This window comes from Bacillus solitudinis (assembly GCF_002797395.1).
GTDB classification, from domain to species: Bacteria; Bacillota; Bacilli; order Bacillales; family Bacillaceae_D; genus Halalkalibacter_A; species Halalkalibacter_A solitudinis.
The window spans coordinates 4,514,765-4,528,946 of the sequence record NZ_KZ454943.1 but is presented as its reverse complement, the minus strand read 5'-3'; the positions used below and the strand labels follow the sequence as shown (position 1 = coordinate 4,528,946).

Sequence of the window (14,182 nt, the reverse complement as noted above, 5' to 3'; positions counted from 1 at the left end):
GTTTCCCCCTCCTAACTTTCCATAATCTTACTATACATGAAAAAGTCTCAATTTTATAGCAAACTTTTTTTAAGATAATTGTTGATTTTAAAGGATTAATCATAGAAAAACAAACAAACATTCGCTACAATGAAAGAAGATAAAAAAGAGGTGGAACGGATGTTTAAAGAAACGTTACAAGATATCTTATCAAATTTAAAAACCGATGAAAAGTATCGGGATTGTATTGTTCATTGGCAAACGATTGAACCAAAAGAGGCAAAGGTTCAATCGTTCCCAAAAGCAATGGATGACCGAATAAAAGAAGGTTTAATTCGAAGAGGAATACATGAATTATACACTCATCAAGCTACTGCATTTACCTTAGCATCGACTGAGGAAAATGTTGTTGCTGTTACACCAACTGCTTCCGGTAAAACACTTTGCTATAATTTACCTGTTCTTCAGCAGATTACAAAGGATAAGGAAAGCCGAGCGCTTTATCTCTTCCCAACAAAAGCGTTAGCGCAGGATCAAAAAAGTGAGTTAAATGAATTTATTGAGGAAATGGATATTAATATAAAGTGTTTCACATACGACGGGGATACCGCACCAAATATTCGTCAGGCTGTTCGCAAAGCAGGACATGTTGTTATCACGAATCCCGATATGCTTCATTCAGCGATTTTACCCCATCATACGAAATGGGTCGCTTTTTTTGAAAACTTAAAATATGTCGTTGTAGATGAGCTTCATACGTATCGAGGTGTTTTCGGGAGTCATGTTGCAAATGTGATTAGACGTTTAAAAAGGATTGCAGCTTATTATGGAAGTTATCCTACCTTTATATGTACGTCAGCTACGATTGCCAATCCAAAAGAGTTAGCAGAAGAGCTAACAGGTGTATCCATGCGTCTCGTTGATAACAACGGAGCACCAACTGGTCGTAAGCACTTTGTTTTTTATAATCCACCAATCGTTAATCAGGCATTAAACATTCGAAAGAGTACGACGGTTGAAGTGAATGAGCTTGCAAAGCGGTTTTTAGAGAATAAAATTCAAACGATTGTCTTCGCTAGAAGTCGTGTACGAGTCGAAGTGATTTTAAGTCACTTACAGGAAATTACACGGAAGAAAATCGGTCCACAAACGATTCGTGGCTACCGTGGTGGTTATTTGCCGAAACAGCGACGTGAGATAGAACGGGGTTTACGAAATGGCGAGATTATTGGTGTTGTCAGTACAAATGCCTTGGAGCTTGGGGTCGATATAGGCCAACTTCAAGTTTGTATTATGACCGGCTATCCTGGATCCATTGCAAGCAGCTGGCAACAGGCTGGACGAGCTGGAAGAAGACAACATGAGTCAGCCATTATTATGGTAGCGGGTTCGACACCGATTGACCAATATGTTATCCAGCATCCCGACTACTTTTTTGAGAAATCACCAGAATCTGCGCGAATTAATCCAGATAATCTTGTCATTCTCGTGGACCACCTCAAATGCGCAGCATACGAACTACCATTTAAGCGTGGAGACACCTTTGACGGGGTTGATATTGAGGATATTCTTGAATTTTTAACCGAGGAGCATGTGCTACACCATCGTGTGGATAAATGGTACTGGATGAATGATGCTTTTCCTGCACATGGAATTAGTCTACGGTCTGCGTCTCAAGAAAATGTTGTAATTATAGACCAATCTAATGTAGCAAAACCATTGGTTATTGGAGAGATGGATAGATTCAGTGCAATGACCTTGCTTCATGATGAGGCCATCTATCTTCATCAAGGCGTTCAGTATCAAGTAGAGTATTTAGATTGGGAGGAAAAGAAAGCTTTTGTTCGTGAAGTTGCGGTTGATTACTTTACGGATGCCAATTTAGCTGTTCAAATGCGTGTATTAGAAGAAGACGATAAAAAGTCTACTCCATCAGCAGCCATTTCCTTTGGTGATGTGATGGTCAATGCAAAGGCTACTTTATTTAAAAAAATTAAGTTAACAAGTTTTGAGAACATAGGTTCAGGACCCATCCATTTGCCTGAAGAAGAACTTCATACAAATGCGATGTGGATTAGTTTTTCGGAAGAACTTATCCATGCATTCGGAGAAGACCCCCTTGATCAAGCGTTGATTGGCCTAGCGCATTTGTTTCAACATGTGGCTCCGGTGTTTGTGATGTGTGACCGAAGTGACCTCCACGTGATTCCACAAATGAAGGCGGAGCATTCCGAACAACCGACGATTTTTATCTACGATCGGTATCCTGGGGGGATTGGTCTTTCAAAAGAATTGTACAGTCATATCGATGTAATTCTTGAAAATGTGAAGCATTTACTCGCTTCATGCTTGTGTGAGAGTGGGTGCCCAGCCTGTGTCGGTGCATCTAGTGAACTTACAGGAAATGTGAAGTTTGTTGTAAATAAATTAATTCGCTTGCTTGAGAAGCGGTAAAGGGTGACGCGTCATGGCATTAAAAAGTAAGTTGAATTTACTTAAAAAACATATGAGCCTCGAAAAGGATGTAAAACCTTTCGTTGGAAAAGAAATGAAACATCCTTCGCCTCAGCTTATGCCTTTTGAAGAGAAATGGAACGAGTTAGGAGCGAGTCCATATTGGTTCGAAGGGAATTATACGATGGTTCGTGATGTCTATTATCCTCTTGATTATCAACACGGAGCGTATAAATTTATAGAGTTAAAGAGAGCCGTGGAAAATTGGCAGGACCATATTGCTTCACATCCGCTGTCAACTAAAAATATGCAAGCGAAAGAATTGCTTTTTTTTGATACTGAAACAACAGGGTTGAGTAGTGGGGCTGGTAATACGATTTTTTTACTTGGGTATAGCCAGGTTCGTGAGGAGGACGTCCATGTTAGGCAATATTTTTTGCCTGGTCCTGAGGCAGAAGTCGCTCTCTACCATCATTTCTTAACAGATGTAGGACAAATGAAAAACTTAGTTACTTATAATGGTAAGGCTTTTGATTGGCCTCAAGTGAAAACGAGACATACGTTTGTTCGAGATCAAGTGCCGAAGTTACCGCAGTTTGGTCATTACGATTTACTACATGCCTCAAGAAGGTTATGGAAAGATATCTTACCTTCATGTAAATTATCTATAGTGGAATCTGACATTTTGAAGTTTAAACGAGAAGAAGATACACCTAGCTATTTGGTTCCAATGCTTTATTTTGATTTTATGAACGAGCAGAATCCTGAATTTATTAAAGGTGTTCTTCAACACCATGAGTGGGATGTTTTATCTTTAATTACACTGTATACTCATCTATCTTTCACAATTATGTCAAAGTCCCAAGCAAGCCTTCATCCAAAAGAACGTTTTGAGCTTGCTAGATGGTATGAGTATGTAGGCGAAAAGGATCTTGCTCTACTGATGTATGAAGAGCTGACGAGTATCAAAGACTCACTTGCTTTTGATAGTTTATTTGCCTATGCGAACTTAGTTAAGCAGAAAAAAGAAACAAATCTTGCATTGCAGGCTTACTTATCTTTGATGAATAGCAACTCCTTTGTATTTGATAGTGCAATTGAATGTTCAAAAATTTATGAACATCAACTAAAGGACATCGAAAAGGCATACCACTATGCGGAAGTAGCAAAAAACTTTTTTGAAGAAAATAAAGGGTTAATACAAGGTTATAACCAACGAAAAAAAGGCGAACTTGAAAAACGCTTAAATCGACTCGAACAAAAATTAAAGAAATAGTATGAGAGCAATATTTCCTGGGTAAGCGCAATAATACCATGCTTTCAACAAAAAACAACAATTGTGTGAACGAACCAAATGAAAACGTTGTAATATTTGAAAAGAAATTGTCAGATGCGCTGAAAGATTCTACAATGTGGAAAGGAATAGAGAATAAGAGAAAGAGTGAACTAAATGAATCGTACATTATTAATTTTGTTTTTTGTTATGATAGGACTAACGCTTTTTATATCGAATGAATTAAGAGATAGCCCAGATTATAATATTCATATAGTCGAAAACCCAAACTCTTAATTTTTAGGATAATTGCGGATAATTAGGTTAAACAACTAGTACACTAATCGGGTTTGCGACATAGATTAATATTGACTCAACTAAAAAGGAGGAAATATTTTATGTTCGGTAAACGACCCGCAAAATGTCAGGTGATGCCAGCAGTGGTTCATCCAACGAAGTGTAATGTTGTTCAAAATACGTGTGAATATGTGGTACCGGAAATTCATCCGTCTCATACAACAAATGTGACAAACCATGTATACAAACATGTTCACAGCTTCCCACATACTCAATCATTTGCTCAAAACATTACTAACCAGCAATTTGTTGCCCCTACCCCACCACCGTTTCCATCTCAAGTAGCAGGTGCTGCAACGCCACCTTATGCTCCTGGAATGGGTGCTGGCCCGATGGCTCCAATGGGACCAGGAATGGGTGCAATGCCAGGCACAGTAGCTGGTGCAGCAACAAACGGTCCAGGTATGGCTGGATACGGAAAAGGCATGAAGCCATATCCAGGACCAGGTGCAGGTATGGCTGGATATGGAAAAGGCATGAAGCCGTTCCCAGGTCAGGTTGCTGGGGCTCATACTAAAGGCTTTGGTCACAAACCTTGTGGATGCTAATATTGTTTAGGGAGCGAACTAGTTAGTTCGCTCCTTTTCACCAAATGGGTCGAGGGGGGATTTCTTGAAAACAATAGCTATCACTGGTTATAAAGCACATGAATTAGGAATATTTGATCAGAAGCATCAAGGAATCCGTTTTATAAAAAAAGCGTTAGAACAAAGAATAAGAGAGTTGGTTGATGATGGTATCGAATGGTTCATTATCAGTGGTCAGCTTGGAGTAGAATTGTGGGCAGCCGAAGTGGTAATAGACTTGAAAAAAGAATATCCACATATACAGCTTGCGGTACTTACGCCATTTTTAAACCAAGAGGAACGATGGCAGGAAACAACAAAATTATTTTATACAGAAATTATTAATCAAGCTGATTTTGTAGATAGTATTACGAAAAGACCCTATGAGAACCCTACACAGCTTCGTTTGAAAAACGAATTCATTATTTCAAAAGCCGATGGATTGCTTATCTTATTTGACGAGGACAAGCCTGGTTCTCCTTTGTATTATTTGGATATTGCTAAAAAGAAACAGGAAAAAAATGACTTTCCCATAATCTTAATAACTCCTCAAGACTTAGACCTTTTGGTACAGGACGAAATTCACGAAAATCCAAAAAATTGGACTTAGAAATAAATCAAATTGACATTCTCACTAACTTTTGAAAAAATAAAAGAGAATAACAGTGTTCTTATCCGTGATTGAGGTGATTAATTTTGCAAAATCAAGAAATTCGTTTATCAGCAAAAGACATTTTAAATAAAGATTTTAAATCAAGCATGAGAGGCTATAATCCTGATGAGGTAGATAAGTTTTTAGATGCGATCATTCAAGATTATGAAGCGTTTCAACGAAGCATTGAACAACTAGAACTTGAAAATCAACAACTTAAGCGTGAAGTGAAGAAGCTTGCTGAGCGTCCGCAAAGACAAGCCGCAGCACCGACAGTTGGTAGTACGAATTACGATATACTTCAACGCTTATCAAATCTTGAAAAGCAAGTATTTGGGAGCAAGTTGTACGAGTAATTGTTTTGGAGTAAGGAGTGGATTGCTTGATTGAGGTGTATGTTGATGGAGCTAGTGCAGGTAATCCAGGTCCTTCTGGTGCAGGAGTCTTCATTAACTTTAAAGATGGCCGGGTTGAACGACATGCGATTCCTTTAGGTGAGATGTCTAACCATGAAGCAGAATACGAGGCCCTTATTAGAGGTTTGGATTTATGCCTCCAGCAAGGGGTAACAAAGGCGTCCTTCCGTACAGATTCTCAGCTAATTGACGATGCAATTGAACGACGGTATGTAAAAAACAAACGGTATCAAGAATATTTAGAACAAGCATTAGTTCTCATTGATCAATTCGAACTGTTTTTTATTAAGTGGATCCCAAGTAAACAAAACAAAAATGCGGATGAATTAGCTCGTCAAGCAATTAAGGACTCTAAAAAATAATCTGTCCTATTGATTCTGAGCGTGTTTACAGTTATAATTGAAATTGTCGCTTTTGACTAATTAAGCATTCAGGTAATCGCTGCATGCTTTGCATGTAGAGGAAAGTCCATGCTCGCACAGGCTGAGATGCCCGTAGTGTTCGTGCCTAGCCAATTCATAAGCTAGGGTAGTTTGGTTTCGACTGGACTAACGGCAAGATAAGCACCTACGTCTTTTTAGATATGGTGTGATGTCTTTGAAAGTGCCACAGTGACGTAGTCCGTTTGGAAACAAACGGAGTGGAACGAGGTAAACCCCTCGAGCGAGAAACCCAAATTTGGTAGGGGAATTTTCATTATCGGAATTCAACGACGATGAAGGACAAGGAAACATCCTTGTAGATAGATGGTTACCACCGGAGTACGAGGTTCATCACCGTTTGCAGTACTAAGGAACAGAACATGGCTTATCGAATGTTTAATGATGATATCAATGCGACACGAGAAATCCCCTCAAAAGGGGTTTTTTTCATATAGTCGACAACTCGTTGGCGACGACAGCCGAACGAAGAGAGGCTTATCTTTCATATAGTCGACAACTCGTTGGCGACGACAGTTTATAAAATAGTTGACAATGTTGAAGATTCTTATAAAAACGGGTTACACTTATAGTAATAATGCATATCTACATAAGGGGTTTTATTTTATGGAAAAAGTAACGTTAATAGCAACAGCAACAATGGGATTAGAGGCTCTAGTGGCCCGTGAGGTTAAAGATTTAGGGTATGAAGAGGTTCAAGTTGAAAATGGCAAAGTGACGTTTACAGCTGATGTTAGTGCGATTCCACGCGCCAATTTATGGCTAAGAACAGCAGACCGAGTCAAATTAAAAATTGGTGAATTTAAAGCTTATACGTTTGATGAGCTATTTGAAAAAACAAAAGCTCTTCCTTGGCCTGACTTTATTCCTGTGGATGCGGAGTTTCCCGTAATAGGTAAATCGGTTAAATCACAGCTTTTTAGTGTTTCTGATTGTCAAGCCATTGTAAAAAAGGCAGTTGTGGAAAGCATGAAAAAGCGTCATAACATCGAATGGTTTGATGAGGACGGGCCCTATTATAGAATTGAAGTGGCCCTGCATAAAGATGTTGCTACGTTAACCCTTGATACAAGCGGAGTAGGTTTACATAAAAGAGGGTACCGTTATTTGCACAATGAGGCTCCATTAAAGGAAACCTTAGCCGCGGCGATGATTATGTTAACAACTTGGAAACCAGAACGTCCATTTGCAGATCCGTTCTGCGGTTCAGGGACTCTTCCAATTGAAGCAGCAATGATTGGTCAAAATATTGCCCCGGGATTTAATCGCGAATTTGTTTCAGAGAATTGGCACTTTATTGGACAAGCCAAGTGGGATTTAGCTAGACAAGAGGTTGAAGATATGGCTAACTACGATCAACCCTTAGATATTCTTGGAACTGATATTGATCATCGCAGTGTGGATCTTGCTCAAAATAATGCAAAAGAAGCAGGTTTTGGAGAACTAATAACATTTAAGCAAATGCAAGTAAAAGATTTTAGACATAGAGGAAAATATGGCATTTTGGTTGGGAATCCACCATATGGTGAACGTATTGGTGAACTAAATGAAGTCGAACGTATGTACCGTGACATGGGAAAAACGTTCCAACAGCATCTCGACACATGGTCCGTTTATATCTTAACGTCACATGAGGGTTTTGAGAACGTGTATGGCAAAAAGGCAACCAAAAAACGAAAACTGTATAACGGAAATTTAAAAACAGACTATTATCAATACTTTGGTCCACGCCCACCACGTCAAGAGTAAACCAAATACACCATAACCCTAGATGGTTATGGTGTTTATTTTATATTTTAAATTTTCGAAAGATTGTGATTTAAAGAGATATTTAAAGAAAAAGAGAAGTTTTTGTACAAAAAAAGCCCAAAACGCAATATTTAGAATATTTACAAAAGATAAATATTTTATTAAGATTAACTTATCTTAAAGAAAGGAGAAAACACAAGTGGAAATGCACGTATACTTAGTTGGTTGCGCATAAGTGTTACACACGAAAGGACGTGATTCCAATGACATACGTAAGCGAAGTGTACCTTATATAAGTCGAAGACGGGTACATGGGGAATTCAAAAAATAAAACATATTGTATTGTAGAAGGGATTAAGAAAAAGTATGATTGATGAAATAGGGTAGGCGGCCTTTTATCCAAATAAGGATAAGAGGTCGCTTTTAATTTGCATAAAAATTTGTTAACAATAATAAAGTTATGTAAACATAGAAACGAATATTAAATATTAAAATACATAAACTATTGTGGAGGTTAAAAGAAAGGGGGAGGTCAAACCATGTTTAATCATAATGTAAACACAGGTTTTAATGACTTAAAACAAGTTGAGATGGCGATTAAGTCAGCCGAACATATGGTTGGTCAAGCTACTATGAGTATGGATGGTGACCAATTAAAGGCTGCTACCGATGCACTAAACCAAGCCAAGCATCGATATCAGGAAGCGGTGACTCATCAAACGGGTCTTGATGAACAATTTCTAGAGTTAGCTGAAGAAATAATTGAGAGAACGGATCATCAACTAAAAGAAGCTAAAAAATAGAAAAAGCGCCCACTTAGGCGCTTTTTATCATAGGGTTAAGTAGATGAATCCTAAATGGTAGATAAAAATTTTAGTTAATAAAGAAGGATTCTCACTATTGTAGTCAAACTTTAGAAAGAGAGATGAAAGGTGGTTACATTTATGAGTACAAGAATGAGTAAAATGGAAAAAAGCTTCTTAGATTATGTGAAAAAAATAGAAGACTTTAATGAGGCTTTATCTTTACTTGCTTGGGATTCTCGAACTGGAGCTCCCAAAAAGGGAATGGCACAGCGCTCTGAAGTCATCGGAACGCTGTCTTCAGAAGTTTTTCAATTATCGACGTCTGAGGAAATGGCTTCCTATTTAGGGGAGCTCAGAGAGGAAAGCAACCATGAAGAACTATCTGATCGCACAAAGAAGACAATTGAAGAGTGTCATAGAGCATTTGAACGAAATGTGAAAATTCCAAAGGAAGAATACAAAGAATATGTAATTTTGCAATCGCAGTCTGAGACTCTTTGGGAAGAAGCTAAAGATAAGTCAGATTTTAGCCTGTTCCAACCAAATCTTGAAAAATTAGTAGCATTTAAAAAACGTTTCATTAGCTATTGGGGCTATGAACATCATCCTTATAACACATTGCTAGATGATTACGAACCAGGAGTCTTTGTAGACACTTTAGACAGTGTATTCGGTGAATTACGGGATCAGCTCATTCCTCTAGTCAAAGGGGTTATGGAAGCTTCAAAACAACCCCAGACTGACTTTTTATTCAAACATTTTCCTAAAGAAAAACAAAAAAGCTTAAACATGGCGATTTTAAAAGATATTGGTTATGATTTTAACGCAGGTCGATTAGATGAAACGGTTCATCCATTTGCAATTGGGTTAAATCCAAATGATGTTCGTATCACGACAAAATATAATGAACATGATTTTAGACTTGCTCTCTTTGGAACAATTCATGAATGTGGTCATGCACTTTACGAACAAAATATCTCACAAGATTTAATAGGTACGCCTTTGTGCGACGGCACATCAATGGGGATACATGAATCACAATCATTATTTTGGGAAAAGTTTGTCGGTCAAAATCGACGGTTCTGGGAGAGACAATATCCACTATTAAAAGAATATTCCACTGGTCAATTTGATGGAGTGAACCTTGATGAATTTTACTTTGCTATCAATGAAGCTAAGCCATCTCTAATTCGCATTGAGAGTGATGAATTAACCTATTGTTTACATATTATTTTACGTTACGAATTGGAAAAAGCTCTATTAGAAGGACAAATTGAAGTTAAGGATTTACCACATATCTGGAATGAAAAGATGGAAGAGTATTTAGGTATTCGTCCTTCGCATGACGGAGAAGGCGTATTACAAGATGTTCATTGGTCCTTCGGTGCTTTTGGTTATTTCCCTTCCTATGCACTTGGTTATATTTATGCCGCTCAATTAAAAGAAGCAATGATTAGAGATTTACCAACATTTGATGAACTAATTTTCAAGGGGGATTTTAGTCCTATTCGTAAATGGTTAACTCGAAATGTTCATCAATATGGCAAAACAAAAAAACCCGCAGAAATCATTAGAGATATTACTGGTGGTGGAATAAATTCAAAGCCACTTGTTCAATATCTTGAGAAAAAGTATAAAGGTTTATATCATTTCTAGTAAAAAAGGTTTGTAAAAAAATTTAAATGGTGTCATAAAGGCTCAATTAATGAGTTTTTATGGCATTTTTTGTTTGATAAGTTCTTAAAACGTGTTATAAAAAGTCTAAAAAAAGATGTAAAAGTAAAAAGAAAATATGATATAGTATTTATTAATTAGTTATTTCAACCTATAATTCTAAAAATTACTATGAATCTTTTATTTACTAGATTTATAGTATTTTAATAAAATGGCGTAAGCGGTTACTTTATGTATGCGCTTCCATCTTATCATCCTATACTGCACAGAAAGGAAGTTCCCATTGAAAAAGAAATTATCTAAGTTTTTTACATCATTTACCAATAAATTAAAGGTAAAAAAAGGGCTCATAGCTAACAAAAAGAAAACCGGACCCAAAAAAGCGAGGTTAAAAGAAAGAAGAAATGCAGCATTCAAAGGATCGAAAATTGGTCGAAAACTTTTAATTATGTTCTTACTATTCTCGATTGTCCCAGTCATTGTTATTGGCTATATTTCTTATAATACTTCTGCAAGTATAATTAGTAGTAAAACGAGTGAAGTGACTGAAGAACTTATTGTTCAAGTCAGTAAAAACTTTGCTAGCAATATCAAGGAAATAGAAAATTTGAGTTTATCTATCGTTACTTCTCGTGATATTTATGAGGGACTAGCAAACTTAAATAAAGCAGAAAATGATTTTGATATGTTTTCGCAAAAACGAGAGATACAAGAGTATTTAACACATCTTGTAAATACAAGAAAAGATTTATCCGGCCTATCACTTATTACAGAAAATGATATTTATAAGACAGTTCAATCTAATCTTAACTTTGAGTTACCAGAGGTTCAAGCTGGAATTGAACAAATTAAAAATAGTCGCGGTCGTTTGCATTGGTTCACGTTAGAAAATGAAGCAACTCCGAATGACAAGTTTATTCTTGGTAGAATGGTAAATAGCGTTACTTCGGGTGATGAACTAGGGGTTTTATTAATTGAAGTGAATGACTCGATTCATAACAGTCTTCATGGAATCAGTTTAGGAGAAACAGGTTATGTGTCCATTGTAAATTATCAAGGAAACCTACTTTCAAGAAGCCGTGCACTTAACGAGGGTGAAGATGAGAATGCTCAATATATTAATGAGTTAATTAGTATGGAACTTCCTGAAACTAGGACTTTTGTATCGGAAAACAACGAATTAATTACAGCCACACTTCTTGAAGGAAGCGGTTGGATTTTATCTTCAAATGTTCCCATTGAAGAATTGACGACAGAAACGAAAGAAATTGCTACAATTACTGTACTCATAGGACTAATTACGGTTATTGTTTCACTTGTTGTGGCTTTATTTTTTTCAGCGGGCATGACGAATGCCATAAAGCGAGTAACCAATGTTATGCAGGAAGTTGAAGTTGGTAATCTTGCAGCAGTCCGGGAACTAACAGGCGGGAAAAAGAAGCGTAAAGATGAGCTTGGCGATTTACTAACGTCTGTGGGTAAAATGGTAGAGGGAATACGAACGATTATTGTAAGTGCATCAAGTACAGCGGAAGTCGTTTCAAAGTCTTCCAACAAGCTTTCTGAGAACTCTGCGTATAATAAAGAACTGTCGATACAGACGAAGGAAATTATTAATGAAGTGGCACAACTATCTCGTGAAACAGCAGCTAGTACAGAGGAAAGTGTAGTAGCCATTGAATCGATTACAATGGATATTCAAAAAATTGCGGAGGTTTCTTCAGACGTATCGAATAATTCAATGAATATGATTGATGAAGCCAAGCAAGGGCAGGAATATATTACACATGCAGTTAAGCAAATTGGTCAGGTAAATAAAGTTGTAAATGAATCAGCTGAAATGATAGAAGAACTTGATGAACACGCCACACAAATTGTTAAAGTGACAGAAATTATTAGCGCTTTATCTGCGCAAACAAATTTACTTGCTCTAAACGCGGCAATTGAAGCAGCAAGAGCAGGAGAAAAAGGCTTAGGTTTTGCGGTTGTAGCGGATGAAGTTCGTAAATTGTCACAGCGCTCTCAAAAAGCAACAGAAGAAATCGGTGCACTTGTTTCAAAAATTCAACATTCAACTAAGCTGACTGTTGAAAAAATTATAACAGGAAAGCAGGAAGTAACGGAAGGAAATCAACGGGTAGAGGATGCAGGCCATAAATTTAATGAACTCGTTGGTTTAATTGATAGTGTCGCAGACCAAGTTCAAGGGGTATCCGCAATCATTCAACAGATATCTGCAAGCTCAGAAGAAGTGTCAGCTACAGTTCAAACGATGAGCGGACATGCGCTTAAGAGTACGGAAATGGCACAACGTGTTCAAACAGATATTAACAAACAATTAGAATCTATTGATCAGGCTTCTCAGTCTTCAGAGGAATTGGAAGGAATTTCTAAAGATTTAATGAAAGATATTCAAGTATTTAAAATCTAGTGACTAAGGTTGCCGTGAATAAACGGCAACCTTTTCTTGATAGTATGAATAACATAAATGCATTCTTGTTATTCTAATCATGAGATAATTTTATGGTAAAATAGAAATAGAAAGGAGTGATTGTATGATTGATTATTTGAAAACATTTGTTACTGTTGTTGAACAACGTCATTTTTCAAAATCAGCTAAAATTTTAAATTTATCACAGCCTAATGTAAGTTTACATATACGCTATCTCGAACAAGAATTTGATACCAAGTTGCTAATTCGTTCTCCAAAGCTTGTTCAGGTGACGGAAGAGGGCGAAATTCTTTATATTCGAGCAAAAAAGATGCTTTCTCTCCTAGAAGAAGTAAAACAGGAATTAAATGACCGAATGGAGGTTGTCAAAGGCACGTTAAAGATTGGGGCTAGTTTTACCATTGGCGAGTATATTTTGCCACTAGTTCTTGCTGATTACGCAAAAGAACATTCACTCGTTAAAGTGGAAGTTATGGTTGCTAATACGGAGGAAGTGATTGAACAAGTTCGTTCTGGTTCCCTTGATATTGGACTCGTGGAAGGGGAAGTAACGGGAAAAGGCTTAAAGGTAGAACCATTTATGGAAGACGAAATGATTATTATTGCGCCACCACATCATCCTTTATCAAATATTGAAAGGCTTAAAATGGAAATGATCCATAATGAAACATGGATTTGGAGGGAGAGTGGCTCTGGAACACGAGCGTATAGTGATCAATTCATTTCTGAGTTTGATATTAAAGTAAAACATTTTTTTATTTTTAGTAGCAGTCAAGGTATAAAAGAAGCGGTAGCTGCAGGTCTGGGTATTGCAATGATTTCACTGTGGACGGTTCGGAAAGAATTAAATGCAAATGAAATAAAGAAACTAAAGATCAGCAACCGGACGTTTACAAGACCTTTTTATGTTATACAAGCCAAGGACTCTTCTTTATCAAAAGCTCAGCAATTATTTTTGCGAATGATTGAGAAAGTCAAAATGAAATGAGTAAAACAAGGTGTCCTATAGAGGTTCCGAAAACAACCCCAATAGGAACACCTATCTAGTTATTTTAATGGATGATATTATTTTCATCTGCATCTAATGCGATTTCGTACGCTGCTAATATATTCTCAATTTCCTGTTCACTAACATCAACTAAATATTGCTCATTATCTTGTTCCACTTCTACCCTCATTAGGAGCATATCTTCTTCAGCTGATAAAAGTGCGTAAGATTGACCCTTCATTTCAAAAAGAGCCTCAACTAGAAAATCTTGTTCTAAACCCGTATCATCAACAATCGTGATTTGATCATTGGTTTCATACGTTGACATTAGATTAACCCCCTTTTTTTGTTCTTTTTATTTTTAACTGAAGTGAAG

Annotated in this window: 12 protein-coding genes, 1 other RNA gene and 1 pseudogene; 13 read left to right on the top strand and 1 reads right to left on the bottom strand. The window is 37.0% G+C overall.

Annotated elements, in window-relative coordinates; genetic code table 11:
- Positions 1–159 precede the first annotated feature (159 nt).
- From CEF19_RS22180 to CEF19_RS22120, 13 genes and pseudogenes are all read left to right on the top strand, one after another.
- A complete protein-coding gene (locus CEF19_RS22180; RefSeq protein WP_100408064.1) occupies positions 160–2,433 on the top strand; it encodes a DEAD/DEAH box helicase in 2,274 nt (757 codons plus the stop codon).
- A 13-nt stretch (positions 2,434–2,446) separates the two neighbouring features.
- Positions 2,447–3,709 (top strand): ribonuclease H-like domain-containing protein, encoded by a 1,263-nt coding sequence (locus CEF19_RS22175; protein WP_100408063.1) that lies wholly within the window; start codon positions 2,447–2,449, stop codon positions 3,707–3,709.
- A gap of 395 nt (positions 3,710–4,104) precedes the next feature.
- Complete coding sequence (locus tag CEF19_RS22165) at positions 4,105–4,611, top strand: spore coat protein (RefSeq protein ID WP_100408061.1); 507 nt, start codon at positions 4,105–4,107, stop codon at positions 4,609–4,611.
- 64 nt (positions 4,612–4,675) lie between these two features.
- Positions 4,676–5,239 (top strand): SLOG family protein, encoded by a 564-nt coding sequence (locus tag CEF19_RS22160; RefSeq protein WP_100408060.1) that lies wholly within the window; start codon positions 4,676–4,678, stop codon positions 5,237–5,239.
- An 86-nt stretch (positions 5,240–5,325) separates the two neighbouring features.
- The gene (gpsB, locus tag CEF19_RS22155) at positions 5,326–5,637 is read left to right on the top strand and encodes a cell division regulator GpsB (protein WP_100408059.1); all 312 of its coding nucleotides are present in this window, start codon (positions 5,326–5,328) and stop codon (positions 5,635–5,637) included.
- Between the two features lie 26 nt (positions 5,638–5,663).
- Complete coding sequence (locus tag CEF19_RS22150; protein WP_100408058.1) at positions 5,664–6,059, top strand: reverse transcriptase-like protein; 396 nt, start codon at positions 5,664–5,666, stop codon at positions 6,057–6,059.
- A gap of 64 nt (positions 6,060–6,123) precedes the next feature.
- An RNA gene (gene rnpB / locus CEF19_RS22145) (RNase P RNA component class B) lies at positions 6,124–6,512 on the top strand.
- A gap of 231 nt (positions 6,513–6,743) precedes the next feature.
- Complete coding sequence (locus CEF19_RS22140) at positions 6,744–7,886, top strand: THUMP domain-containing class I SAM-dependent RNA methyltransferase (RefSeq protein ID WP_100408057.1); 1,143 nt, start codon at positions 6,744–6,746, stop codon at positions 7,884–7,886.
- 539 nt (positions 7,887–8,425) lie between these two features.
- Positions 8,426–8,689 (top strand): DUF2564 family protein, encoded by a 264-nt coding sequence (locus CEF19_RS22135; RefSeq protein ID WP_100408056.1) that lies wholly within the window; start codon positions 8,426–8,428, stop codon positions 8,687–8,689.
- 141 nt (positions 8,690–8,830) lie between these two features.
- Complete coding sequence (locus CEF19_RS22130) at positions 8,831–10,348, top strand: carboxypeptidase M32 (RefSeq protein WP_100408055.1); 1,518 nt, start codon at positions 8,831–8,833, stop codon at positions 10,346–10,348.
- Between the two features lie 253 nt (positions 10,349–10,601).
- A pseudogene (locus CEF19_RS24450) lies at positions 10,602–11,579 on the top strand (cache domain-containing protein); the annotation flags it as partial.
- Between the two features lie 132 nt (positions 11,580–11,711).
- On the top strand, positions 11,712–12,797 hold the full coding sequence (locus CEF19_RS24445) for a methyl-accepting chemotaxis protein (RefSeq protein WP_454429352.1): 1,086 nt from the start codon (positions 11,712–11,714) through the stop codon (positions 12,795–12,797).
- 124 nt (positions 12,798–12,921) lie between these two features.
- Positions 12,922–13,806, top strand: a complete 885-nt coding sequence (locus CEF19_RS22120) for a LysR family transcriptional regulator (RefSeq protein WP_100408053.1) — start codon at positions 12,922–12,924, stop codon at positions 13,804–13,806.
- A 64-nt stretch (positions 13,807–13,870) separates the two neighbouring features.
- Here the strand turns inward: CEF19_RS22120 and CEF19_RS22115 are convergent, their stop codons facing one another.
- Entirely contained in the window at positions 13,871–14,134 is a 264-nt protein-coding gene (locus tag CEF19_RS22115) for a DUF1292 domain-containing protein (protein ID WP_100408052.1), read from the bottom strand.
- Between the last annotated feature and the right edge of the window lie 48 nt (positions 14,135–14,182).